The sequence below is a fragment of the Variovorax beijingensis genome (assembly GCF_007828835.1).
Taxonomy (GTDB): Bacteria; Pseudomonadota; Gammaproteobacteria; order Burkholderiales; family Burkholderiaceae_C; genus Variovorax; species Variovorax beijingensis_A.
Genome location: NZ_VIVL01000003.1, coordinates 473,228 through 497,743 on the forward strand (window position 1 = coordinate 473,228; position 24,516 = coordinate 497,743).

Genomic DNA, 24,516 nt, shown 5'->3' on the forward strand with positions numbered 1-24,516 from the left:
TTGGCACCATTCGTGCTAGCACCGTTGACAGCGAATTGTTTATGGTTAAAGTATTTAGCTATCAACGGTTCGGTGTCTTCGGTGCTGCATGGCGCAGCGCCGGGGCGTCGTTTCACCCTTCCTCTGCCGGAGAATCCATGAGCCACCCGTCCCCGAAGTCGCCCGCGCTGCTGCCGCGCACCCTGCTTTCGCTGCTGCTCTGCGGTGCAGCCCTTGGCGGCGCGGCATCGGCCATGGCCGCACCCGTGAAGGTGGGCCTCGCGCTCGACATCTCGGGCCCGTTCGCGGCCTTGGGCGCCGAGGCGCGCGACGGCTTCGCGCTCGGCATCAAGCAGCTGGGCGGCAAGCTCGGCGGGCAGGACGTGGAATTCGTGCAGGCCGACATGGCGGGCAGCCCCGACCAGGCCAAGCAGCTGGTCGACCGCATGATCCAGCGCGACAAGATCGACCTCTTCAGCGGCCCGATCGGCTCCAATGTGGCGCTGGCCGTGGGCCCAACGCTGTTCAACGCCAAGGTGCCGTACCTCTCGGCCAATGCCGGCCCGAGCCAGTTCGCGGGTGCGCAGTGCAATGCCTACTTCTTCGGCACGGCCTACCAGAACGACCAGTTCCACGAGGCCGCCGGCAAGTTCGCGCAGGACCGCGGCTTCAAGAAGACCGTGCTGATCGCCCCCAACTACCCGGCCGGCAAGGACGCGCTGGGCGGCTTCAAGCGCCAGTTCAAGGGCCAGGTGGCCGACGAGCTCTACACCAAGCTCGGCCAGATCGACTACGCGGCCGAACTCGCGCAGCTGCGCGCTGCCAAGCCCGACTCGATCTATTTCTTCCTGCCCGGCGCGATGGGCATCAACTTCATCAAGCAGTTCGTGGGCGCGGGCCTGTCGAAGGACATCACGCTCGTGACCAGCGGCTTCTCGGCCGACGAGGACGTGATCGGCGCGGTGGGCGAGCCGATGCTCGGCCTGTTCAACACCTCGCACTGGGCGCACGACCTCGACAACGCCGCCAACAAGGCCTTCGTGGCCGCGTTCCGCAAGGAATACAACGGCCGCTATCCGTCGGTGTATGCGGCGCAGGCCTATGACGCGATCCTCGCGATGGACGCGGCCGTGAAGCAGGCCGGTGGCAACGCGCAGAACCGCGAGGCCGTGGTCGCCGCGCTCAAGAAGGCCAACTACGCCTCGACGCGCGGCAGCTTCAAGTACGCGAACAACCACTATCCGGTCGAGAACTTCTACCTGCGCGTGATCGGCAAGGATGCGCAGGGCAAGGTCACGAACAAGCTGATCAATACCGTACTGACCAACTACGGCGACAGCTACGCAGACAAGTGCCCGCTGAAATAGGCTCGCCCCCAGGCTGCGCGCACTTCGTGTCGCTCCTCCCTCCCCCTACCGGGGGCAACACCAGAGGCCCGGCGGAGCCGGCTCCTCGGTGTTTCCCGAATGAAATGCGGGCAATTCATTGGATCCTATGAGTGGAATTCTTGTTCTCGAGCAGCTGCTCAACGGCCTCGGCTACGGGCTGATGCTGTTCCTGCTGGCAGCGGGGCTCACGCTGGTGTTCGGCATCATGGACGTGCTGAACCTCGCGCATGGCTCGCTCTTCATGTCGGGCGCGTACCTGGCGGCCGAGGCGCACACGCGCACCGGCTCGTTCACGGCAGCCATCGTCATCGCGGTGGCGGTCACGGTGGTGGTGGCGCTGCTCCTCGAAGTGCTGCTGATGCGCCGCCTCTACACGCGCGACCACCTCGCGCAGGTGCTGGCCACCTTCGGCGTGATCCTGGTGGCCGATGACATCGTCAAGATGGCCTGGGGCCCGTCGCCGGTGATGGCACCGACGCCGGCCGCGCTGTCGGGGCCGATCGAGCTCGTGGACGGCCTGCCCTACCCCTCCTACCGCCTCGTGATCCTCGCCGGCGGCCTGTTGGTGGCGCTCGCGCTCTACCTGCTGGTGAACCACACGCGCATCGGCATGCGGGTGCGCGCAGGCGCGTCCGACCGGCCGATGGCCGAACTGATGGGCGTGCGCGTGGGGCGCATCTTCAACGGCGTGTTCCTGCTCGGCGCGGCGCTGGCCGCGCTGGCCGGCGCGCTGATGGGACCGATCGTCGCGGTGCAGGTGGGCATGGGCGAGGCCATCCTGATCCCGGCGCTGGTGGTGCTGGTGATCGGCGGCATCGGTTCGGTGCGCGGCGCCTTCGTGGCCGCACTGATGGTGGGCGTGGTCGACACGGTCGGACGCGCCTTCGTGCCGATGCTGCTGCGCGCCACGCTGCCGCCCGCCACCGCCGCCGACCTGGGACCGCTGTTCGCCGAAGTCGCGATGTACGCGCTGATGGTGGTTGTCCTGATCTTCCGGCCTTCGGGTCTCTTCTCGGCCCGATCATGAAGCCTTCCCCACGCTCTCTTGGCCTCGGGCTGCTCCTCTTGCTGCTCGCGGCTTTTCCACTGGTCGCGCCGCTGTTCGGGCTCGAGTTCTACATCGGCTTCGTGCGGCGCGTGCTCGTGGTGGCGCTGGCTGCGGCCAGCCTCAACTTCATCCTGGGCTTCGGCGGCATGGTGGCGCTCGGGCATGCGGGCTTCATCGGCATGGGCGCCTACACGGTGGTGGCGCTCAGCGATGCGGGCGTGGTGTCGGCCTGGGTGATGTGGCCTGCGGCCGTGCTCGTCGCCGGCCTCGTCGCGGCGCTGATCGGCACCGTGGCGCTGCGCACGCGCGGCGTGTACTTCATCATGACCACGCTGGCCTTTGCGCAGATGCTGTACTTCGCGGTGGTGTCGCTGCGGCGCTATGGCGGCGACGACGGCTACACGCTGACGAGCCGGCCCAGTTTGCTGCCGGGGCTGGACCTGGGCAACGAATCGAACTTCTACTGGGCGGTGCTGGCCATCGTGGCGCTCGCGCTCTGGTGGCTGCAGCGCGCAACGCAATCGCGTTTCGGCCATGCGCTGATGGGCATCCGCGACAACGAGACGCGCATGCGGGCCCTGGGCTATCCGGTGTTCAAGCTGCAGCTCGTGGCCTTTGCGATCGCCGGCGGCATCGCGGGACTGGCGGGCGCGCTGCTCGCGGGCGGCAATGGCTTCGTGAGCCCGGCGACGATGCACTGGACGCAGTCGGCCACGCTGCTGGTGATGGTCGTCATCGGCGGGCTCGGGCGCAGCTGGGGCGGGCCTGTCGGCGCCGTGGTCTGGCTGGTGCTCGAAGAGGCCTTGAAGCAGCACACCGAGCATTGGCACATGCCACTCGGGTTGTTGTTGATTGCTGTTGCACTGTGGGCGCCTAAAGGACTCGCAGCTTTGTACAAGCGCCGCTTGCCCCTCACCCCAACCCTCTCCCCAGAGGGGCGAGGGAGCAAAGCATGAGCCTTTTCAGAATCGAAGGGTTGGTCAAGCGCTTCGGCGGCTTGCTCGCAACCGACCATGTGAACCTCACGGTGGAGCGCGGCGAAGTGCATGCGCTGATCGGGCCGAACGGCGCGGGCAAGACCACGCTCGTGAACCTGATCACCGGGCTGCTCAAGGCCGATGCCGGGCGCATCCTGCTCGACGAGAAGGACATCACCGGCTTCAAGGACCACCAGCGCGTGGCGGCCGGCATGTCGCGCTGCTTCCAGGTGACGCGCGTGTTCGCCAAGGAAACGGTGCACGACAACCTCATGCTCGCGGCGCAGGCCCATGCCGGCAGCAGCCTGCGCTTCATGGCGCCGCGCGCGGCGGAACGCGGCCTGGTGGAACGCGCCGTGGCGCTGGCCGACCGCGTGGGCCTCGGCAGCGAACGCCACCGCATCGCGGGCACGCTGCCGCACGGCGCGCAGCGCGCGCTCGACGTGGCGCTGGCGCTTGCGGCCGAACCCAAGCTGCTGCTGCTGGACGAGCCGATGGCCGGCATGGGCCCCGACGAATCGGCGCGCATGGTGGAGCTGATCGAATCGCTGCGCGAGTCGATGGCCATCCTCTTGATCGAGCACGACATGGACGCGGTGTTCCGCCTGGCCGACCGGCTCACGGTGCTGGTGCAGGGGCGCGTGCTGATGAGCGGCACGGCCGACGAAGTGCGCGGGCATCCCGACGTGCAGGCGGTGTACCTCGGTACGGAAGCGGAGGGACACGCATGAACGCGGCCACCACATTGCTCGACGCGAAATCCGTCGAGGCCGGCTACGGCGCCAGCCAGGTGCTGTTCGGCATCGACCTGAAGATCGGCGCGGGCGAAGTGCTCGCGCTGCTGGGTCGCAACGGCATGGGCAAGAGCACGCTGCTGAAGGTGCTGACCGGCACGCTGTCGCCGATGCGCGGCAGCGTGCATTTTGGCGGCGCCGCCATCGGCGGCCACAAGCCCGATGCCATCGCGCGGCGCGGCGTGGCCATCGTGCCCGAGGGGCGGCACGTGTTTCCGAACCTCAGCGTCGACGAGCACCTGCGCGCCTTCGCGCGGCCCCGCCCCGGCAGCGCGCCGCGCTGGACGGTCGAGGCGCTGTACGGCCTGTTCCCGCGCCTCGCGGAGCGCAAGGCCAATGCGGGCAACCAGCTCTCGGGCGGTGAGCAGCAGATGCTGGCGATCGCGCGCGCGCTGTCGACGCATCCGCGCCTCCTGATCCTCGACGAGGCCACCGAGGGCCTGGCCCCCGTGATCCGCGAGGAGATCTGGCACTGCATCGCCACGCTCAAGGCCGAGGGCGAAGCGATCCTGGTGGTCGACAAGTACGTGCAGCGCCTGCTGCCGCTGGCCGACCGCCATGTGATCCTCGAGCGCGGGCGCGTGGTGTGGCAGGGCGATTCGGCCGCGCTCGACGCCGACCGGTCGCTCTGGACGCGCTACCTGGGCGTTTAGGCGCCCGCCATCGCGGCAGCGCGCGGCCGACCCAGCGTGCGCAGGGCCAGTACCAGCACGACGGCCGAGCAGCACGCGATGCCCGCCACCATCGGCAGCGGCGTGCCGTTGGCGAATGGCGACACCAGCGCGACCACCACCGCGCCGCCGGCGAAGTTCAGCGTACCGAGCAGCGCCGAGGCGGTGCCGGCCCGCACAGCGTGCCCTTCCATTGCGACCACGAAGGCCGACGGCACGATCACGCCGTTGAGTCCGTAGACAACCATCAGCAGGCCGACCAGCGCGCCGAGCCGATCGACGCCCGACAGGGTCAGCGCGAGCAGCAGCCCCGCGACGGCGGCATGCGCGACGACCGCCGTGCGCAGCACGCGGCGGATGCCGAAGCGCGCGGCGAGCCGGCCGTTGGCCTGCGAGACCGCGATCATCGACACCGCGTTCAATGAGAACAGTACGGCATACGTGCGCGGCGAGATTCCGTAGTGCGTACCCATTACGAACGACGAGTTCGCCACGTAGACGAAGAAGCCCGACAGCGTGATCGAGGCCATGGAAGCCACGGCCAGGAAATGCCTGTCGCGCAACAGCGCCCCGTAGGCAGCCATGGCGGCGCGCAGGCTGCTCTGCGCCCGCGCGGCCGGTGGCCTCGTCTCGGGCAGCAGCACCGCCACCATCGCCGCGGCCAGCACCGCCAGTACGCCAATCACCCAGAACACCGCGCGCCAGCTGGCCATTTCCGCCACGAAGCTGCCCACCAGGGGCGCGAGGATCGGCGACACGCTGTAGACCAGGATCAGCAGCGACATCAGACGCGCCGCCTCGGTGCCGGCATGCAGGTCGCGCACCACGGCACGCGGCGTCACCATGCTCGCGCAGGCGCCGAGTCCCTGCAGGAAACGGAAGGCGATCAGTACGCCGATGCTTGGTGCGAGCGCGCAACCGATGCTTGCGGCCACGAACACGGCAAGGCCAGCGTACATCGGCCGCTTGCGTCCGAACATGTCCGACAGCGGGCCGGCCACGAGCTGGCCCGCACCGCTGGCAATGAAGAAGGCCATCAGGCTGGCCTGCACCGCATGCGGGTCGGCGCCTAGCGCGTGCCCGATGGCCGGCAACGCGGGCAGGTACATGTCGATGGCGGAAGGTCCGATCGCGGTGAGCAGGCCCAGCACGACGGCGTAGCGGGAAAGTTGAGCGTTCGATGAGGACATGCGCCAATGGTCGCGCTTGGGGCTGGATGATTGAATAATCAACAGGCCGCGTTTCCTATTCATCCGTACAGAAACCATGGACCCCTTGTCCGACGTGCTTTCGATGCTCACGGTGAGCAGCACGCTGTCTTCGCGCTTCGAGGCGTTCGGGCGCTGGGCCTTTCGCTACCCGCACTACGACTCGCACATCAAGCTGGGCGGCGTGCTCACAGGCCGACTGCTGCTGCAGATCGGAGACACGGGCGCGCCGGCTGCACTGGAAGCCGGCGATTTCTATCTGCTGACCAACGGCCAGCCATTCACTTCCTCCAGCGATCCGCCGGGCCCGGTACAGGACGGCATGCAGGTCAGCCGCGACCATCGCGGGCCCGACGGCGTGCTGCGCTACGACGGCCGGGGTGCGGGCGATGCCGAGGCAGTCACCATGGCCAGCGGCCGCTTCACGCTCGACGGCGAGGCCGGCGAACTGCTGCTGCGCCACTTGCCGCCGCTGATCCACCTGCGCGCGAGCGACCCCGGCGCGCGGCCGCTCGTGGGGCTGCTCGACCTGCTGGGCTGGGAGACGGCCGAGATGCGGCCGGGTGCGTCGATCGCGCGCACGAATCTCGCCGCACTGGTGCTGGTACAGGCGCTGCGCGTGCATCTGGCGAATGCGCCGCAGCCCGAAGGCTGGCTGGGCGCGATGGCCGATGCGCGCATCGGCGAGGCCTTGTCGCGCATGCACGGCGACATCGCGCAACCGTGGACCGTGGAGCGCCTCGCGCAGTCGGCGGGCATGTCGCGCACGGCCTTCGCGGTGCGCTTCAAGACGCTGACGGGGTCAACGCCGCTCGACTACCTGGGCGGCTGGCGCATGACGGTGGCGCGCAATGCGCTGCGCAACAGTGACGAGGCCATTGCGCGCATTGCCGAGCGCATCGGCTACCAGTCGGAGACGGCGTTCAGCGCTGCCTTCCGGCGCATGGTGGGCGAAAGCCCCGGACGCTTTCGCACGCAAGCTCGTGCGCGGGAAGGCACGGCGCCCGCTTGACCGACGTGCACCGCTGCGGTCGATCTCGCGCACGTCGAAGGCGTCGCCCAGCATGTCGGCGGAAGCGAAGAACACCTGGCCGGTGACGCGGTAGATTCGCGCGTTATCGGCGTCCTGTGCGGCATGCAGGTGCAGCAGCCGCGCCACCTTGAAGGTGAAGAACACGCCGCTGAGCATCACCGCGCTGGACATGCGCGGATGGCGCACCAGCGCGCGCAGCGAACCCCAGTCGAAGGTCGAGGCCGAGACCATCACCATGATCGCCACCAGCGCCGCCACCGGCACCTGCGACACCCAGGGCTTGAGCAGCACCATGGAGATCAGCAGGAACGCGCCCGCGAACAGCGTCGACACCCGCCCGCGGCCGACACCATGGCCGGACGGCCGCCCGTGAAGGCAATGACGATGCCGATGATGAAAGACGCGAACAACCCGACCGCCGGGTCGACGCCAGCCACGAAGGAGAAGGCGATGACATCGGGAATGAGCGCGAAGGTGGCGACGGCGACGGCCATGAGCTCGCGCGGGATGCTCGGGCACCACTCGGTGCGCAGGCGGCTGTGTGGGGAAGACATGGATGGAGAACAGCCCGTGCGCGGCGACAGGCCGCGCCGCGCCTCACGGGCAGAGGGTCTCGATTGCAGGAAGGAGCGGCAGCCGCCCTCCCCCGCGCTCAGGGCTTCACACCGAACGCGTGATGCCGCCGTCCACGCGCAGGTTCTGCCCCGTGATGTAGCCCGCGCCCTCGGACGCGAGAAAGCCGATCACGGCCGCGATCTCGCTGCTCTTGCCGTAGCGGCCCATCGGAATGCGCGAGCGGAACTCGGCCTTCTCGGGCAGGCTGTCGATGAAGCCGGGCAGCACGTTGTTCATGCGCACGTTGTGCGCGGCGTAGGTGTCGGCGAACAGCTTGGTGAACGCCGCGAGGCCGGCGCGGAACACGCCCGAGGTCGGGAACACGGGGTCGGGCTCGAAGGCGGCGAAGGTCGAGATGTTGATGATCGCGCCGCCGCCCTGCTTCACCATGAGCGGCGCCACAAGCCGCGCCGGCCGCACCGCGCTCAGCAGGTAGACGTCCATGCCGCGGTGCCAGTCTTCGTCGCTGATGTCGAGGATCGGCGCGCGCGGACCATGGCCGGCGCTGTTGACCAGCACGTCGACGCGGCCCCACTGGGCCACGACCTTGTCGACGAGCCGCTGGAGGTCGTCGTTCGATTGGTTGGAGCCGGTCACGCCGATGCCGCCGAGCTCGGCGGCGAGCGCCTCGCCCTTGCCCGACGACGAGAGGATGGCGACGCGAAAACCGTCGTCCGCAAGCTTGCGCGCCGCGGCGGCACCCATGCCGCTGCCGCCGGCGGTGACGATGGCTACTTTCTTGTTTTCTTCGGAAGACATGCTTGGTTCCTTGGTTCGTTCATGCGGAACCCCGCATTTAGCCAAGGAATTGTTTCCCCTGCCAGGCGAGGATTTGCACCTGCGTTCGGGAGTGTGCGAATGGTGCCCTGCCGGCGTGATCGCGCCCCGCACGGAATCGAACGCAAATCAGGCAGCAGGCAGGGTCGCCTGCATCGAAGCCCGCCGGTTGAACACCTCGAACCACTTCGCGCTGTTCGGCGCCTCGGCACGCCAGTCCACCGAGGGGAAGCGGAAGTCCATGTAGCCCAGCGCGCAGCCGAAGGCGATGGTGCCGATGTCGACGCGGTCGCCGAAGGAAGGCGCGGCGGTCTCCAGCCATTCGAGGCCGGTGTGCACCTTGGCGAGCTGGCCATCGGTCCAGTCGGACCAGCGCAGTTCCTCGGGGCGCAGCACGGTCTCGTAGCGCGCGAGCAGCGCGGCGCCGGTCATGCCATCGGCGAGCGCGAGTTCGGTGAGGCGGGCCCAGCGTTCCTTGCCGCCGGCGGGAAAGAGCCTGCCCGACTGCGCGGCGTTCAGGTATTCGCAGATCACGCGGCTGTCGAACAGCACCTGGCCGTCGTCGGTGATGAAGGTGGGCACCTGGCCGAGCGGGTTCTTCGGGATGATGGTGGTGTCGCGCTTCACCGGGCCGGCCGCGCTGGGCAGCTTCTCGATGCGGTCGGCAACGCCGAGTTCGTGCGCCACGACCATGCACTTGCGCACAAAGGGGGAAGCGGGGGAGAAGAAGATTTTCATGATGGGGTGGAAGCGGGTTGTGTTCGTTCAGGCGCATGCCTCGGAACCGTGGGCCAGATGCATGCCGGCGACCCAGCCGAAGGTTAGCGCGGGGCCGAGGGTGATGCCGGGCGCGGGGTACTCGCCGCCCATCACCGAGTGCATGTCGTTGCCGGCGACGTAGAGGCCGGCGATGGGCGCGCCCTGCGCGTCGAGCACGCGGGCGCTGCCGTCAGCACGGATGCCAAGCGCGGTGCCGATGTCGCCTGGGTACACCTTCACCGCGTAGAACGGCGCCTTCCGCAGCGGAGCGAGGCAGGCATTGGGCTGGTGATCCGGGTCGCCAAGATAGCGGTTGTAGGCGTCGCCGCCCTTGCCGAAGGCCGGGTCCTGTCCCTGCGCGGCGGGCGGGTTGTAGGCGGCCACCGTGCGCGCGAGGCCGGCGGGGTCCACGCCCGCCAGCTTCGCCAGCGCTTCCAGCGTGTCGGCGCGAAAGAGATATCCCGCGCGCACGAGGTGCTCGCGCGGGCGCCCGCCGGGCAGGGCGAGGCCCAGGCCCCATTTCTCGATGAAGTCGCTGTCGCACACCAGCAGCGCGGGAATGGCGGGTGCCTTATCGTTCGCGCGGTACATGCCGCGCACGAACTCGTGGTACGAGGTGGATTCGTTGACGAAGCGCTCGCCGCGCGCATCGACCGCGATGAGGCCGGGCTTGGCGCGGTCCCACACCAGATGCGGATAGCGCAGCACGCTGCCGTCGGACCGCGTCAGCAGCGACACCGGCGCCCACAGTGCCGGCCCCGCGTGGCCGGTACCCAGCGTGCCGCCGGCCTCGCGCGCCATTGCGATGCCCTCGCCTGCGTTGTCCTGCGGGGACATCGAATACGGACCCGTGGGCGCCGGATAGTGCTGGCCGCGCATCGCGGCATTCCACGGAAAGCCGCCGGTGGCGACGACGACGCCGCGACGCGCATGCACCGTGATCTCCTTGCCATTGCGGCGCAGCTTCACACCGGCGACCTTGCCGCCAGCGTCCTGCTCCAGGCCCAGCGCCGGCGTGCCGGTCCAGAACGGAATGCCCTGCTTCAGGACGCTGTGGAAGAGCCGCGCCGCCAGCGCATTGCCCAGCAGCACGCGCGTGCCCCGGTGATGGCCGCGCAACCTGTCGCCGAAGTACCGCAGCACCAGCTTCACGCCGTGCTTCCATGAGGTGAGCGAACGCCAGACGCCGAGCAGGTGCTTCACGTCCGTCATGTTGACCATCATTCCGCCGAGCACGCAGAACTCCGGCAGCGGGTCGCGCAGGGTCTTGAAGTGCGGGCCCAGCAGCCGGCCGTCGAACTCGATGGGATCGAGCGAACGCCCGCCCATGGCTGCGCCTTCGCGGTCGGGGTAGTAGTCGGGCGAGTAGGTGCGTGCGGCCAGCTGCACGTCGGTGCGCTCGCGCAGGTAGCGCAGCGCGCGCGGACCGGCATCGAGGAAGGCATGGCGCAGCGCCTCGTCGCCGGCGCTGCCGACGGTGTTCTGCAGATAGGCCAGGGCCTTCTCGCGCGTGTCCGGGTGGCCGGCCGCCTCCGCCTGGTCGTTGAGCGGCACCCACACCGCACCGCCGGAGATCGCGGTCGAGCCGCCGATGCGGTCGGTCTTCTCGACCACAAGCACGTCGAGCCCTTCGAGCTTCGCGGTGAGCGCGGCCGAGAGTCCGCCCGCGCCGCTGCCGATCACCACGACGTCGTACGTGGTCTTCTCATCCTGCTGCCGCGCCATCAGGCCCCCGAGCCGCCGAGCGACTTGCCGCCGTCGACGAAAAGCACCTGCCCCGTCACGAAGCCGGTCGATGGCGATGCGAAGAAGGCCACGGCGTTGGCGATGTCCTCGGGCCGGCCGGCGGCACCCGTGGGCTGCAGCGCGAGCTGCGCGGCCAGCCGCTCGGGCGTGAGCGCGCGCAGCAGCGGCGTGTCGATGAGCCCCGGCGCGATGGCGTTGACCATGATGCCGCGCGGCGCCAGCTCCATCGCGCTGGCGCGCGTGTAACCCACCAGCGCGGCCTTCGAGGCCACGTAGTGCGGATGATTCTTCGCACCCAGGTAGGCACGCGACGCGATGTTGACGATGCGCGCGCCGTCCGCCATCTTGCGCGCGGCCTCCTGCGTGAGCGTGGCCACGGCCAGCAGGTTGACTTCGTACATGCGGCGGAAGTCGGCCGAGCTCACGTCCATGAACTTGCGCTCGTCGAAGATCCCCGCATTGTTGACCAGCGCGGTGAGCGGCGGCAGCGCCTGCACCATCGCGCGCACCGCCGGTTCGTCGGTGAGGTCGATGGCGCGGCATTCCACGTCGAGGCCCGCGGCGCGCAGCGCCTGCGTCTCGCGCTCGGCGAGCTCGCCGTTGTGGTCGGCCATCACCACACGCCAGCCGTCGCGCGCCATGCGCTCGACGATGGCGCGGCCCATGCCGCTGGCGCCGCCGGTCACGAGGATGAGCGGCTTGTCTTCACTGCTGTTGTTCATGCTTGTTCCGTTGGAATGCGGCCTTCAGACCGCCAGGTAGCCCCCGTCGACCGGCAGCACCACGCCGTTGACGTAGCTCGCCATCGAGGAAGCCAGAAAGACAACCGGCCCGGCGATTTCGTCGGCCTCGCCGTGCCGCTTGACGGGTACGCGGCTCAGGTACCAGTCGGTGCCGTGCTCGGTCTCGCGCTGGCCGGCCGTCATGTCGGTGACCATCAGGCCCGGTGCCACCGCGTTCACGCGCACGCCATAGGGTGCGAGGTCGCGCGCCAGCACCTGCGTGAGCGATCGCACCCCGCCCTTGGCCACCACGTAGCCGGCCGAGGAGATGCCTGCGCCGAAGGCCACGATGGACGAGAGATTCACGATGTTGCCCTGCGTGCGCTTGAGCGCCGGCACGAAGGCCTGCGTCACGTTGAACACGCCCTGCAGATTGACCGACATCACGCGGTCCCAGGCCTCGCGCGCGCCGGGCTCGTCGAACTTCGAGCGCGCGGAGATGCCGGCGTTGTTCACGAGGATGTCGATGTTCCCGCGAGAGGCTGCAATGCGCGCGGCCAGCGCATCGACCGCCGCCGCGTCGCTCACGTCGACGCTGTCGGCATCGGCGCGGCCGCCCGCCGCGCGGATCGATTCGGCCACCCGTTGCGCGATCTCAAGATCGCGGTCCACCACCAGCACATGCGCGCCTTCGGCAGCCATGCGGCGCGCGATGGCCTCGCCCAGGCCGCGCGCGGCGCCAGTCACGAGTGCGAGTTTGTCTTCGAGAAGCATCGGGATTTCCTTTTGCGCAGGCGCCGTCAGACGCCGAGGTAGGCGCGGCGCACGGCCTCGTCGTTGGCAAGCCGGTCGGCCGGCCCGTGCAGCGAGATTTCGCCGTTCTCCAGGATGTAGCCGTAGCTCGACACCGCCAGCGCGAGCTGCACGTTCTGTTCGACCAGCAGGATGGTGATCTTCTGTTCGCGGTGCAGCTGCTCGATGATCCCGAACATCTGCTCCACCAGCAGCGGCGACAGGCCCATCGACGGCTCGTCGAACAGCATCACGCGCGGACGTGCCATCACGGCACGGCCGATGGCCAGCATCTGCTGCTCGCCGCCCGAGAGCGTGGCAGCCATCTGGCCCTGTCTCTCCTTGAGGCGCGGGAACATTTCGTACACCGCGTCGAGGTCGCTTCGAATGCCCGCGCGGTCGCGCCGCAGGTAGGCACCGAGGTCGAGGTTTTCGCGCACGCTCATGTCGCGGAACACCTGCCGACCCTCGGGCACCTGCACGATGCCGCGCTTCACGAGCGCGTCGGAGCCGAGGCGATCGATGCGCTCGCCGGCCAGCCGCACCTCGCCATGCGTGCACTCGACGATGTTCGAGATGCAGTTGAGCGTGGTCGTCTTGCCCGCGCCGTTACTGCCGAGCAACGCGACGATCTCGCCTTCGGGCACGTCGACCGACACGCTGCACAGCGCCTGGATGCGGCCATACGCGGCCGAGATCGAACGCAGCGACAACAGGGCTTCAGCCATGTGCGGTCCCTTTCCCATTTCCTTTTCCCAGGTAGGCTTCGATGACGCGGGCGTTGCGGCCGATCTCCGCAGGCGTGCCTTCCGCGATCTTTTCTCCGAAAGCCATCACGGTGATGCGGTCCGAGATCGACATCACGAGCTGCATCACGTGCTCGACCAGCAGTACGGTGATGCCGTCGCGCGCGACAAGCTCCTTCAGCAGGCGGTCGAGGCTTTCGATCTCGCGGTTGCGCAGGCCGGCCGCGGGCTCGTCGAGCAGCAGCAGCTTGGGCCTGATGGCGAGCGCGCGTGCGAGTTCGAGCAGCTTCTGGCGGCCGAAGTCCAGATCGCGCGCCGGCTGATGCCGCTCGCCGGCCAGGCCTACGCGCTCCAGCAGGTGCAGCGCGAAGTCCTCGGTCTCGCGGTCGGAGCGGCGCAGCAGCCGCCCGAGCGTGTTCGCCCCGCGCGCGTGGGTACCGAGCAGCACGTTCTCCAGAACCGACAGTTCGGCGAACAGCTCCAGGTTCTGGAAGGTGCGCGCGATGCCGAGCGACGCCATGCGGTGCGGCGACACGCGCGTGAGCTCCTGGCCTTCGAAGACCACGCTGCCGCTGCTGGGCGTGTAGAAGCGCGAGATGCAGTTGAAGGTGGTCGACTTGCCCGCGCCGTTCGGCCCGATCAGCGCATGGATGCGCCCCTGCTCCACCTGGAACGACAGCCCGTTCACCGCCTTGAGGCCGCCGAACACCACGCTGACGTCGCGCACGTCGAGGAATGCGGTCGCGCTCATGCCTGCTTCTCCATCACGGCCACCGATGCGGTGCGCTGCTCACTGCGGCGCACCGCGAAGAGCGATGCCATGCCCTTGGGCAGGAACATCATGAAGAGCATGAGGATGCCGCCGTAGATGATTTCCTGGTACGAAGGGGCCTGCCGCAGCAGCTCAGACACCAGGCCGAACACCATGGCGCCGGCCACCGCGCCGCGCACCGATCCGAGGCCGCCCACCACCACCATCGTGAGGATCAGGATGGTGGTCTGGAAGCCCAGGCTCTCGGGATGGATGAACGAGGTGAACAGCGTATACATGCCGCCCGCCACGCCCGCGAAGGCCGCCGACAGCACGAAAGCCGCGACCTTGACCGCGCGCGTGTTCACACCCATGGCAATGGCCGCCACGTCACTCTCGCGCACCGCGCGAAACGACGAGCCCAGCCGCGAGCGCGACAGCGCCACCGTGAGCCACAGCATCAGCGCCGCGATGGCCACCACGAAGGGGTAGGCCTGCAGGTCGTTCATCAGCTGGTAGCCGCCAAGGGAGGCCGGCTTCATCTGCAGGCCGTTGGAACCGTTGGTCACCTGCTCCCAGTTCAGGAACACCCACTGCATCGCCTCGCCGAAGGCGAAGGTCGCGAGCGCCAGGTAGATGTCGCGCATGCGCAGGGCCAGCAGGCCGATGACCCAGCCCAGTGCGGCCGAAAGCACGGCACCCGCGAGGATCGACACGAAGAACGGCGGCTGCCACTGGTTGTTGATGAGCCCGGCCGTGTAGATGCCGATGCCGAAGAAGGCCGCATGGGACAGCGCGAACTGCCCCGTCTCGCCGATGACCAGATGCATGCCGAGCGCGAGCACGGTGAACACCATCAGCAGGTTGACCACGTACAGCACATAGCCGCTGGTGGCGAAGGGCAGCACCGCGAGCACCACCGCCATGGCGAGCAGCACCGTGCGATCCCACCAGGGCGAAGAAATCGAAGAGGTACTCATACCTTCTTCACCTGCGGCTTGCCGCCGAGCAGCCCCTGCGGACGCACCAGCAGCACCACCATGATCGCCACGAAGGGCGCGACCACGATGGCGTTGGACGAGATGAACAGCCCCACCAGGTTCTCGACGATACCGATGATGAAGCCACCGACCACCGCGCCCGGCAGGCTGGTGAAGCCGCCGACGATGGCGGCCGCATAGGCCAGGATCGCGATGTGCCCGATGTCGGGCGTGATGAGGATCTTGGGGGTGATGAGCAGCGCCGAGATGGCCGAGATGACGCCCGTGAGCGCCCAGATCTTCATGCGGATGGTGCCAAGCTTCACGCCCACGATCTGTGCGCCGCGCGGGTTCATGCCCACCGCGCGCATGGCCTGCCCGGTGCGGGTGCGCGTGAACATCAGGTAGAGCAGCACCATCACCACGAGGGCCGAACCGAGGATGACCAGGTCGAGCAGAGTGAGCGAGGCCTGCCCGATCATGACCGGGTCCTGCGGCACCAGCGAAGGCAGCGAGCGCGGCGTGTCGCCCAGCCCCGTCTTGCGCACCAGGCCCTTGAGCAGGTAGGCGAAGCCCAGCGTGGCGATGACCAGTTGCACGCCCACCCCGCGCGAGGCGGTCACGCGCTGCATCACGACGCGCTGGAACAGTGCGGCCAGCAGCGCGGTGACGGCGATGCTCGCAAGCACTGCGCCCCAATAGGGCCAGCCCCACACCACCATGGGAAAGAGCGCCGCGTAGCCGCCGGCCATGAAGATCTCGCCCTGCGAGAAGTTCGGCACGTCGGTGGTCTTGAAGACCATCACGATCGCCACCGCGAGCAGCGCATAGACGCTGCCCGTGACGACGCCGGACAGCACGCCCTGCTGCACGAAAAGCCAGATGTCCGAAAGGCTCATGTCATGCCCGCCGCCCTCAGGGCTTGTACTTCCATACGCTCTTGTAGCTGCCCGGCACCAGCGCCATGCTGCTGCCGTCGAACTTGATGTAGATCGCCGCCTCCTGCGCCGCGCGGTCGTCCGGGCCGAACTCGATGGGGCCGGCCATCACGCCGGAGTCGAACTTCATCGTCGAGAGCGCCGCCAGCACCTTCTCGCGCGTGGGGTTCGGGCCCGCGGCCTTCAGCGCGTTGACCACCGCCATCGCCGAGGGAATGCCGTAGGGCATGTAGGTCTGCGGATAGCCGGGTTTCGAGGCCAGGTCGGGGTAGGCGGCCCTGTACATGTCGTACACCCACTTGAGCTTGGGGCCTCCGGGAAGATCGGCCAGCACTTCCTGGATGTAGACGTTCTTGAAGGCGTCCTTGTTGCCCACGTTCTCCACCAGCTGCTTCAGGTCGGCGGTGGAATTCACGGCCAGCACGATGGGCTTGTTGAAACCCAGCTCGAAGGCGCGCTTGACGATCAGGCTCACGGGCCGCGCGTAGGTGGTGAGCAGCAGCACGTCGGGGTTGGCGGCCTTGATCTTCAGCATGGGCGCCGTGACGTCGGTGATGTTGGGGTTGACCGACTGCACTTGCAGGTCGACGCCGCCGAGCGCCTTCGCCTGCGCCTGGGCCGACTCGAGGTTCCAGCCGCCGTAGGCGTCGTCGTGGTTGATGTAGCCGATCTTCTTCGCCTTGAGCTGCTCGCTCGCGAACTGCACCATCGAGCCACCCACCGCATGCTGCGAGATGGAGAACGCGCCGTAGATGTATTTCGACGGCGGATACAGCGCCCCGTCGCCCGAGGCGTTGAGCATCACGAGCGGGATCTTTGCGCGCTCCACATACTCGCGCGCGCCCACCACGGCCGCCGAGCAGGACCCGCCGTTGAGCAGGAACACCTGGTCCTGCTCGGTGAGCTTCTTCACCGCGGCCAGCAGGTCGTTGGCATTGCAGCGGTCGTCCTCCACCACAAGCTCGATCTTGCGGCCGTTCACGCCGCCTTCCTTGTTGACCTTGTCGTAATACATCCTGGCGGCGTTGATCACGTCGAAGCCGTAGTTCATCGAGGCGCCCGACATCGGCGAGAACATGCCGATCTTGATGGTCTTGTCGGTAAGGCCGGGTTCGGACTGCGCGAACGCGGCGGGCGCCAGCGCGCACAGTGCCGCGCTGGCGGCCAGGGCCGAAAGCAGATTCTTCTTCATGGTGCTGTCTCCGTTGGAATAAAGGGAAGGCGGGGCGTGGGCCCTACTGCATGCGGTAACCGCCGTTGACATCGATCACGTTGCCCGTGATGTAGGCCGCCTGCTCCGAGGCGAGGTAGTCGACCGCACCCGCCACGTCGTCCACCGTGCCGATGCGCCCGAGCGGGATGTTGGCGGCCGCCGCCTCCAGCGCTCCGCTGCTGCGCACGGTGCCGCGCAGCATGTCGGTGTCGATGAGGCCGGGCGCCACCGCGTTGACGGTCACGCCCAGGTGCGCCGATTCGCGCGCCATGGCCTTGGTGAGGCCGAGCACCGCCGACTTGGCGCCGATGTAGGTCGCGCTCGAGCGGTAGCCGCCAAGCTGCGCCGCCACCGAGCCGAAGGTGACGATGCGGCCGTGCGCGACCGGCCTGGCCTCGCGTCGGCGCAGGTAGGCGCGCCCGCAGAGGAACACGCTGCGCGCGTTGACCGCGAAGGTGCGCTCCCAGTCCTCCAGCGTGGTGTCCTTGATGGGCGAACGCTCGCCGCCGGGCATCAGCAGCACGCCGGCGACGCAGACCAGTGCGGCGACCGGGCCCAGATGGGCTTCGATGTCCTCGAACGCCGCTTCCACCGCTGCTTCCTCGCTCACGTCGAACTGGCGAAAGTGGTGGCCCTCGCCCAGCGACCGCGCCACGGTGCGCGCGTTGCCGCCGTCGATGTCGGCCACCACGACACGAAAGCCGCTGGCCGCGAGGCGGCGGCACACGGCCTCGCCGATGCCCCGGCCGCCGCCGGTCACGAGGGCCAGCCGGCCGTGGGGTTGTGCATGATGTTCCGCCATGGGCTGCGATGTCTCCGGCTGCGCGATGCAGCGTGAATATTGATCGAAGGGTCGCATTGTGTATACATGACAGCCTCAAATCTCCCTCGTTTTCCCTAATATCGCGCTATCTTCACGATTTCTACTGGCATCATGTATACCTGATATGGACACACTCTCCCAACAGGTCACCGAGACGCTGCGCGCCTGGATCCTTCGCGGCCGGCTGGCGCCCGGCACGCGCGTGGAGGAAGTGCCGATCGCGGAAAGCCTCAAGGTGTCGCGCACGCCGGTGCGTACCGCACTGGCCGCGCTTGCGATGGAAGGGCTGATCGATCACCAGCCGAAGAAGGGCTACCTGGTGCGCTCGTTCGCGCTCGAGGACATCCTGGCGGCCTACGAGGTGCGCTCCGTGCTCGAGGGGCTGGCATGCCGACGCTTTGCCGCGCTCGGCGTGGACGAATCAACCGCAGCACTGCTGCACGACTGCCTGCGAGAAGGCGACGAGATCCTGGCCAAGGGACAGTTGCTGGTCGAGGACCTGGCGCCCTACCAGCAGATGAACGTGCGGCTGCACAACGCGCTGATGCAGGGTGCCCGCAATCCGTGGGTCATGCGCTTCGGCGCGCAGGCGCAGGCGGTTCCCTTCGCATCGGACCGGATCATGCTGTGGAACGACCACGGCGTGATCCTGCGTTCGCACGACGACCACCACCGCATCGTGCATGCGGTGATCTCGGGCGATGCGGCACGCGCGGAGCAATTGATGCGCGAGCACGTGTATTACGCGGGCATCCTGCTGCGCGACAACTACCAGCGGCTGCTCGACGAGCGCAGCCGCGACGGCGCTTCGGGGCCGATGACCACCGAAACGCCGCCATAGCGGCAACCAGCCCTTCAGCGCCTCACGCGCAGCATCCCCTCTTGCGCCGTCGACGCCACCAGCCGCCCGTCACGCGTGAACAGGCTGCCTCGGCACAGGCCGCGCGCGCCGCTGGCGCTCGGCGAATCCAGCACGTAGAGCAGCCAGTCGTCCATGCGGAAATCGCGGTGGAACCACATCGCGTGGTCGAGGCTCGCGGGGCGCACCTGTCCGCTCATGAAGCTCAGGCCGTGCGGCAGCATCGCGGCGCGCAGCAGGCCGTGGTCGGAGGCGTAGGCGAGCAGCGCGCGGTGCACCACCGGATCGTCGGGCAGCGGCGCGATGGCGCGCATCCAGATAGCGCTGTCGGACGAGCGCACCACCGGCGCCAGCAGGTCGTCGGCCTCGACGCCGCGGTATTCGATGCCGTGCGGCTCCAGGCCCTTGACGCGCCAGCGCTCGGGCAGGCGGTCGCCAAGCGCGATGCGCTGGTCGAGTTCGCTCGCGAGCCCCTCGGGACCTTCGACCGCCGGCATGGCGAACTGGTGCTCGACGCCGTCGTCCACCGTCTGGAAGGAGGCCGACATCTCGAAGATGATGCGTTCCTGCTGGCGCGCCACCACGTGCCGTGTGGTGAAGCTGCGGCCGTCGCGCACGCGGTCCACGCTGTATTCGATGGGCGCATGCTCGCCCGGCAGCAGGAAGTAGGCATGCATCGAATGCACCGGCCGCTCGGCGCCCACCGTGAGGCTGGCGGCGGCGAGCGACTGGCCGAGCACCTGGCCGCCGAACACGGCGGGTGTGCCGATGTCTTCGCTCTGCGCCAGGAAGCGGTCGCCCCCGAGCGGCTCGAGCTGCATGAGCGCAACGAGTTCGGCGACAAGGCGGGCAGCGGTGGCGGGATCGGTGGTCATCGGAGGAAGAACGTTCAATGCGAAGGAAGCAACCCTCGACCATAGCAAAGGCCGCGCCCGCGGGCTGTCGCGGGGCGGTCAGCGCGCCGCCAGGGGCTCAGCGATCGAGATCGGCGCCGTCGGCCGCCAGCTTCTTCTGAAGCGCCGGCACGTCGACGTCCGCGAACTTCGCGCTGGCACCCAGCGAAGCCGCGGCCGTGCCCGCCGCCTGCCCCATCACGAAGCAGCCGCCGCTCGCACGTGCGGCCGACTGGCCTTCGTGCGTCATGGCGGCGCAGCGGCCGGCCACCAGCAGGTTGTCGACGGTGCGCGGCACCAGCATGCGCCACGGCAGCTGGTTGTAGGTGCGGCTCTCGTCGCGCGGAAAGGCCCACTCGATGCGGCCGTCGGCATGCATCTCCATGGGCCAGGCGTTGATGCCGATGCTGTCGTCGAAGCTGGCCGACGACAGGATGTCCTCGCCCGTGAGCGCATAGAGGCCCTCGATGCGGCGCGTTTCGCGGATGCCGACCTGCGGCGCGATCTCGACGATGGCCGATTGCGCGAAGCCCGGCACCTCGGCCTTCATGAACTTGAAGTACTCGGCGATCTGGCGCCGGCCTTCGAGCTCGCCTTCGGTGAGTTCGCGCGCGTCGACGCCGTTCATCGCGCGGCCGGCCGCGTTGCGGATCTGCGTGACGTTGGCGCGCCATTCGCGCGGATCGATGTTGGGCCGCAGGATCGCGCCTTCGCGCGGGAACTTGTAAGCGCCCGGCTTCTGCGCCTGCACCCGTGCCATCAGCTCGTTGATGGCCTTGAACTCGCCGACGGCCGCAAGCGCGGGTTGCGCATCGACCTGGCCGACGCGGAACATGGTGGTCGGAAACAGGCCGCTGCCATGGCCGTCGCCCACTTCGAAGGGCACGCCTGCAAAGGCCGCCACGTCGGCGTCGCCGCTGGCATCGATGAAGGCATTGGCGCGGATCGCCTGCCGGCCCGACTTGGTTTCCACGACAAGCGCCGCGATGCGGTCGCCCTCGCGCACCACCGCGGCGGCCCAGGCGTGGAACAGCAGTTTGACACCGGCATCGAGCAGCAGCTGGTCGGCCGCGATCTTGTAGGCCGAGGTGTCGTAGGAGCGCACGCGGATGCGGCCCTGCATGCCGTCCTGCGGGGTGTTGAGGCCGCCCAGCGCATCGATGCGCGCCAACAGGTCGTCGGCCACGCCGCGCACCAGCAGCGTCATCTCGCCGCGGCGCTTGCCGTAGAGGCCCGCGAAGTTGGTCACGCCGCCCGCGGTGCCCATGCCGCCGAGAAAGCCGTAGCGCTCCACCAGCAGCGTGTTCGCGCCGTGGCGCGCCGCGCTCACGGCGGCGGCAATGCCGGCGGGGCCGCCGCCGACCACCACCACGTCGTATTCGCCGAACACCGGCAGCTCGCGCGCCGGCTCGGACAGGGTCTTCCTGTGCTGCACGGCCGTCATCACTGGATCTTGATGCCGCGGGCCGAGATGATGCGCGTCATGATCGCCGCCTCTTCCTTCACGCGCAGGCGCATGCCGTCGGGCGAGGTGCCCACGGCCTGCCAGCCCTGCTCGAACAGCTTCTGGCGCACTTCGGGCTGCTTCATGATGACCTCGATCTCGCGGCTGATGCGCGCCTGCGCGGCCTTCGAGAGGTTGGCGGGGCCGAGCAGCGCCACCCACACCTCGAGGTTGAAGTCGCGCACGCCGGCGTCGGCGAGCGGCGGCAGCTCGGGCACCAGCGCGCTGCGGCCGCCCGTGAGGCCGATGGCCTTGAGCTTGCCGGCGCGAACCTGCGGCATGGCCACGCCCGGCGGGATGAGGCCCATCTGCACCTGGTCGCCGAGCATCGCGGTCACGACCTGCGGGTTGCCCTGGTAGGGCACGTGCTCCGGGTTGAAGCCGGCCACGCGGCTCTTGAGCAATTCCATGCCCAGGTGCCCGACCGAGCCCACGCCCACCGAACCGTAGTTCCACTTGTCGCCGCCCTTGCGCGCGGCGTCGAAGAAGGCCGTGCCCGAGGGCAGGTTGTTCTGCGCCACCAGCACCAGCGGGGCCGTGGCAATCAGCGAGAGGTAGGTGAAATCCTTGGCCGGGTCGTAGGGCAGCCGCGGGTACAGCATCTTCGACGAGGTGAGATTGCCGTTGATGACGATGCCCAGCGTGTGGTCGTCGGTGGCCTTGGCCACCATGTCGGCGGCGATGTTGCCGGAGGCGCCGGGCTTGTTGTCGACCACCACGGGCTGGCCCAGCGCCTTGGCCAGTGGCTCGGCGATGGTGCGCGCGGCAATGTCGGGCGTGGAGCCGCCCGGAAAACCCACGAGCAGGCGGATCGGCTTGGTCGGCCAGGCATTGTTCTGTGCGCTGGCCGCCAGCGGCAGCGCGGCGGCGGCGGCCAGGCCGCAGGCGATCAGGAGGGCTCTCTTGGTGGCGTGCATGGAAGCTGAAAAGGAAATGTGAAAAAACGTAATGGTAATGAGAGCCGCTAGTCGAGGCTGATGTTGCCGCGGCGGACCAGTTCGCCATACACCTTGGACTTGGCCTCGGCGTTGCGCTCGATCTCCTCGGGCGACCAGGCCAGCGGCTCGAAGGCGAAGGTGTCGAAGCGCGCGCGGATCTCGGGGTCGGCAATGACCTTGGCGACGTCGGCATTGATCCTGGCCTTCACGGCCACCGGCACGCCCTTGGGCGCGAGCAGCGAGACGAAGGAGTTGACCTCGAGCGAGGCCGGCCCGCCGGCCTCGGCCATGGTGGGCACGTCGGGCATCTGCGGAATGCGCCGGGGCGCGGCAATGGCCAGGTAGCGCAGCTTGCCGGCCTTGTAGATGCCCTGGCTCGACGGAATGCTGGCAAAGCTCCATGGCACTTCGCCCGTACCCACGTTGGAGAACAGCTGCGATACCTCGCGGAACGGCGCATGCCGCATACGGATGCCGGTGAGCGCCTCGAGCTGCTGCGCGCCCAGGTGGCCCGGGCTGCCCACGCCCCACGAACCGTACACGATGGCATCGGGATTGGCCTTGGCGGCCGCGATCAGGTCGCCCATGCTCTTCCACTTCGACTCGCTCGACACCGCCACGAAGAAGGGCGTGCGAAACAGCGAGGCCACCGGGTCGAAGTGCTGCAGCGTCACGAAGTTGCGCGACTTGTACAGGTGCGGCAGCGCGGCGATGTGTTCGCTGTCGAGCTGCAGCAGCGTGTAGCCGTCGGGCGCCGCGCGCCGCGCCTGGTCGATAGCGATGAAGCCGCCGCCGCCCGGCCGGTTGTCGATCAGCACGCGCTGGTTCCACAGGCGCGAGAGCTTGTCGGAGACCAGCCGCAGCACCGCGTCGGGCCCGCTGCCGGCCGCGAAGGGCGTGACCAGCGTGACCGGCTTGTTCGGGTAGTCGGCGGCCTGCGCCAGGGCAGCGCTGCTGGCGACGGCGCCGGCCAGGGCAAGGACGCCTGCCAGCAATGCGCGTGATGGAAAGGTCATGGCTTGTTGTCTCCTGGGCCTGTGGCCTCGAATGGTGATGATGAAAGAAACCCGCTCGCTCAGTGTGGCGAAAGCACCGCGGCCACATCGGCGCCGGGCGCCGCGACGGGGCGCTGCAGCGGCAGCGGCGCGTCGTCCAGGCAATGCTCGGGCCGCCAGGCATAGAGCCACTCGACCGCATCGTAGAAGCGTTCGGGCGTGCGGCCCACCCAGAGGCTGTTGCGCACCAGCCGCTCCACGCCCCTGGCGTGATAGAGCCGTCCCATCTCGCGCACCGACAGCACCACGCGCGCGGTGCGCGGAATGCGCGCGGCCTCGTAGAGCTTGAAGGCGGCCGGCATGTCGAAATCGCAGGCCCGCACCGCGGCGCTCAGCGTGACGGCGTCCTCCAGCGCCATGCAGGCGCCCTGCGCGAGGTACTGCATCATCGGATGCGCGGCGTCGCCGAGCAGCGTGGCCGGGCCGTCGCTCCAGCGCGCCACCGGATCGCGGTCGGCCGTGCTCCAGCGCCGCCACGAGCTCGGCCGGTCGAGCAGCTGGCGCGGGCGCGCATGCACGCCCTCGAAGTAGGAAAGCACTTCTTCCTTGCTGCCTTCGGAAACGCCCCACTCTTCCTGCTCGCGGCTGTGGAAGGTGACGACCAGGTTGTATTGCTCGCCATGGCGCAATGGATAGTGCACCAGGTGGCAATTGGGCCCGGCCCAGACCACGGGCGCGTTCCAGCGCAGGTCGGCCGGCATGTCGGCCACCGGCACCACCGCGCGGTACACCACGTGGCCCGAAACACGCGCCTCGTCGCCGACCAGTTGGGCGCGCACCACCGACTTCACGCCGTCGCAGCCCACGATCGCATCGGCCTTGAAGCGCCGGCCGTCGCGCGTGGTGGCAACCACGCCCTTCGCGCCGCCTGCGCCGATGTCGAGGGACTCGACCTGCGCCGACGTGTGGAAGCGGATCAGCGGATGCCGCTTCACGGCTTCGTGGATGGCGCCGTGCAGGTCGGCGCGGTGGCTCACGGCATAGGGGTTTTTGAAGCGCGCGCGGAAGGCCTCGCCCACGGGCACGGAAGCCACTTCGCCGCAGTCGACCGCATCCATCATCACCAGCCGGTCGGTGAAGACCGAGTTGCGGCGCACCGCCTCGCCCACGCCGAGCGCATCGAGCGCCGCGAAGGCATTCGGGCCGAGCTGCAGGCCGGCGCCGATCTCGCCGATGGTGGCGCTCTGCTCGAGCAGGTCGATGGAAACGCCGATGCGCGCGAGCGCCAGCGCGGCCGCCATGCCGCCGATGCCGCCGCCGACGAGCAGCACGGTGGGGGGATTCTTCGGGGGAGATGTGCTCATCGC

General features: G+C 68.7%; 25 protein-coding genes and 1 pseudogene. 8 read left to right on the forward strand and 18 right to left on the reverse strand.

The window, feature by feature from the left end; all coding sequences use genetic code 11:
* Nucleotides 1-137: 137 nt before the first annotated feature.
* The 5 genes from FB547_RS12715 (at nt 138) to FB547_RS12735 (ending at nt 4,839) form a co-directional block, all read left to right on the forward strand.
* Complete coding sequence (locus FB547_RS12715) at nt 138-1,346, forward strand: ABC transporter substrate-binding protein (RefSeq protein ID WP_145742705.1); 1,209 nt, start codon at nt 138-140, stop codon at nt 1,344-1,346.
* A gap of 127 nt (nt 1,347-1,473) precedes the next feature.
* Nucleotides 1,474-2,394: a branched-chain amino acid ABC transporter permease gene (locus tag FB547_RS12720; RefSeq protein ID WP_145742707.1), complete on the forward strand. Its 921-nt coding sequence runs from the start codon at nt 1,474-1,476 to the stop codon at nt 2,392-2,394.
* Nucleotides 2,391-3,371 (forward strand): branched-chain amino acid ABC transporter permease, encoded by a 981-nt coding sequence (locus tag FB547_RS12725; protein ID WP_145742709.1) that lies wholly within the window; start codon nt 2,391-2,393, stop codon nt 3,369-3,371. Before FB547_RS12720 ends, FB547_RS12725 begins: the two co-directional genes overlap by 4 nt.
* Nucleotides 3,368-4,123: an ABC transporter ATP-binding protein gene (locus FB547_RS12730; RefSeq protein ID WP_145742711.1), complete on the forward strand. Its 756-nt coding sequence runs from the start codon at nt 3,368-3,370 to the stop codon at nt 4,121-4,123. The genes FB547_RS12725 and FB547_RS12730 overlap by 4 nt, the downstream gene beginning before the upstream one ends.
* The gene (locus tag FB547_RS12735) at nt 4,120-4,839 is read left to right on the forward strand and encodes an ABC transporter ATP-binding protein (protein ID WP_145742713.1); all 720 of its coding nucleotides are present in this window, start codon (nt 4,120-4,122) and stop codon (nt 4,837-4,839) included. The genes FB547_RS12730 and FB547_RS12735 overlap by 4 nt, the downstream gene beginning before the upstream one ends.
* Here the strand turns inward: FB547_RS12735 and FB547_RS12740 are convergent.
* Nucleotides 4,836-6,047, reverse strand: a complete 1,212-nt coding sequence (locus FB547_RS12740; protein WP_145742715.1) for a multidrug effflux MFS transporter — start codon at nt 6,045-6,047, stop codon at nt 4,836-4,838. The genes FB547_RS12735 and FB547_RS12740 overlap by 4 nt on opposite strands.
* 76 nt (nt 6,048-6,123) lie before the next feature.
* Between FB547_RS12740 and FB547_RS12745 the strand changes: the two genes are divergently transcribed.
* Nucleotides 6,124-7,077 (forward strand): AraC family transcriptional regulator, encoded by a 954-nt coding sequence (locus tag FB547_RS12745; RefSeq protein WP_145742717.1) that lies wholly within the window; start codon nt 6,124-6,126, stop codon nt 7,075-7,077.
* A gap of 148 nt (nt 7,078-7,225) precedes the next feature.
* Nucleotides 7,226-7,471, forward strand: coding sequence for a hypothetical protein (locus FB547_RS33845; RefSeq protein WP_410000799.1), 246 nt, complete (start codon nt 7,226-7,228; stop codon nt 7,469-7,471).
* Here FB547_RS33845 and FB547_RS33850 read toward each other — a convergent pair.
* The 12 genes and pseudogenes from FB547_RS33850 to FB547_RS12805 all read right to left on the reverse strand — a co-directional run.
* A pseudogene (locus tag FB547_RS33850) lies at nt 7,431-7,592 on the reverse strand (SulP family inorganic anion transporter); the annotation flags it as partial. The gene FB547_RS33845 and the pseudogene FB547_RS33850 sit on opposite strands and share 41 nt — an antisense overlap.
* A gap of 166 nt (nt 7,593-7,758) precedes the next feature.
* Nucleotides 7,759-8,472, reverse strand: a complete 714-nt coding sequence (locus FB547_RS12755; RefSeq protein ID WP_145742718.1) for an SDR family oxidoreductase — start codon at nt 8,470-8,472, stop codon at nt 7,759-7,761.
* Between the two features lie 147 nt (nt 8,473-8,619).
* Nucleotides 8,620-9,228 (reverse strand): glutathione S-transferase, encoded by a 609-nt coding sequence (locus FB547_RS12760; RefSeq protein WP_145742720.1) that lies wholly within the window; start codon nt 9,226-9,228, stop codon nt 8,620-8,622.
* A 27-nt stretch (nt 9,229-9,255) separates the two neighbouring features.
* Nucleotides 9,256-10,974 (reverse strand): FAD-dependent oxidoreductase, encoded by a 1,719-nt coding sequence (locus tag FB547_RS12765; RefSeq protein ID WP_145742722.1) that lies wholly within the window; start codon nt 10,972-10,974, stop codon nt 9,256-9,258.
* Nucleotides 10,974-11,717 carry an SDR family NAD(P)-dependent oxidoreductase gene (locus FB547_RS12770; RefSeq protein WP_145742723.1) on the reverse strand — a complete coding sequence of 248 codons (744 nt, stop codon included), beginning with the start codon at nt 11,715-11,717 and terminating at the stop codon, nt 10,974-10,976. Before FB547_RS12770 ends, FB547_RS12765 begins: the two co-directional genes overlap by 1 nt.
* A gap of 24 nt (nt 11,718-11,741) precedes the next feature.
* Complete coding sequence (locus FB547_RS12775) at nt 11,742-12,491, reverse strand: SDR family NAD(P)-dependent oxidoreductase (protein ID WP_145742725.1); 750 nt, start codon at nt 12,489-12,491, stop codon at nt 11,742-11,744.
* Between the two features lie 26 nt (nt 12,492-12,517).
* Nucleotides 12,518-13,237, reverse strand: a complete 720-nt coding sequence (locus FB547_RS12780) for an ABC transporter ATP-binding protein (RefSeq protein ID WP_145742726.1) — start codon at nt 13,235-13,237, stop codon at nt 12,518-12,520.
* Complete coding sequence (locus tag FB547_RS12785) at nt 13,230-14,006, reverse strand: ABC transporter ATP-binding protein (protein ID WP_145742728.1); 777 nt, start codon at nt 14,004-14,006, stop codon at nt 13,230-13,232. Before FB547_RS12785 ends, FB547_RS12780 begins: the two co-directional genes overlap by 8 nt.
* Nucleotides 14,003-14,986, reverse strand: a complete 984-nt coding sequence (locus tag FB547_RS12790) for a branched-chain amino acid ABC transporter permease (RefSeq protein WP_145742730.1) — start codon at nt 14,984-14,986, stop codon at nt 14,003-14,005. The genes FB547_RS12785 and FB547_RS12790 overlap by 4 nt, the downstream gene beginning before the upstream one ends.
* Nucleotides 14,983-15,885, reverse strand: a complete 903-nt coding sequence (locus FB547_RS12795) for a branched-chain amino acid ABC transporter permease (RefSeq protein WP_145742732.1) — start codon at nt 15,883-15,885, stop codon at nt 14,983-14,985. Before FB547_RS12795 ends, FB547_RS12790 begins: the two co-directional genes overlap by 4 nt.
* Nucleotides 15,886-15,901: 16 nt before the next feature.
* Nucleotides 15,902-17,116: an ABC transporter substrate-binding protein gene (locus FB547_RS12800; RefSeq protein ID WP_145742734.1), complete on the reverse strand. Its 1,215-nt coding sequence runs from the start codon at nt 17,114-17,116 to the stop codon at nt 15,902-15,904.
* A gap of 43 nt (nt 17,117-17,159) precedes the next feature.
* The gene (locus FB547_RS12805; protein ID WP_145742735.1) at nt 17,160-17,939 is read right to left on the reverse strand and encodes an SDR family NAD(P)-dependent oxidoreductase; all 780 of its coding nucleotides are present in this window, start codon (nt 17,937-17,939) and stop codon (nt 17,160-17,162) included.
* 145 nt (nt 17,940-18,084) lie between these two features.
* Between FB547_RS12805 and FB547_RS12810 the strand changes: the two genes are divergently transcribed.
* Nucleotides 18,085-18,801 carry a GntR family transcriptional regulator gene (locus tag FB547_RS12810; RefSeq protein ID WP_145742737.1) on the forward strand — a complete coding sequence of 239 codons (717 nt, stop codon included), beginning with the start codon at nt 18,085-18,087 and terminating at the stop codon, nt 18,799-18,801.
* 14 nt (nt 18,802-18,815) lie between these two features.
* Here FB547_RS12810 and FB547_RS12815 read toward each other — a convergent pair whose 3' ends face one another.
* The 5 genes from FB547_RS12815 to FB547_RS12835 form a co-directional block, all read right to left on the reverse strand.
* Nucleotides 18,816-19,694, reverse strand: coding sequence for an acyl-CoA thioesterase (locus FB547_RS12815; RefSeq protein ID WP_145742738.1), 879 nt, complete (start codon nt 19,692-19,694; stop codon nt 18,816-18,818).
* 97 nt (nt 19,695-19,791) lie between these two features.
* Nucleotides 19,792-21,156 carry an FAD-dependent oxidoreductase gene (locus FB547_RS12820; RefSeq protein WP_145742740.1) on the reverse strand — a complete coding sequence of 455 codons (1,365 nt, stop codon included), beginning with the start codon at nt 21,154-21,156 and terminating at the stop codon, nt 19,792-19,794.
* On the reverse strand, nt 21,156-22,133 hold the full coding sequence (locus tag FB547_RS12825) for a Bug family tripartite tricarboxylate transporter substrate binding protein (protein ID WP_145742741.1): 978 nt from the start codon (nt 22,131-22,133) through the stop codon (nt 21,156-21,158). Before FB547_RS12825 ends, FB547_RS12820 begins: the two co-directional genes overlap by 1 nt.
* 47 nt (nt 22,134-22,180) lie before the next feature.
* Complete coding sequence (locus FB547_RS12830) at nt 22,181-23,170, reverse strand: Bug family tripartite tricarboxylate transporter substrate binding protein (protein ID WP_145742743.1); 990 nt, start codon at nt 23,168-23,170, stop codon at nt 22,181-22,183.
* A gap of 59 nt (nt 23,171-23,229) precedes the next feature.
* Nucleotides 23,230-24,513 carry a 3-hydroxybenzoate 6-monooxygenase gene (locus tag FB547_RS12835; protein WP_145742745.1) on the reverse strand — a complete coding sequence of 428 codons (1,284 nt, stop codon included), beginning with the start codon at nt 24,511-24,513 and terminating at the stop codon, nt 23,230-23,232.
* Nucleotides 24,514-24,516: the final 3 nt, after the last annotated feature.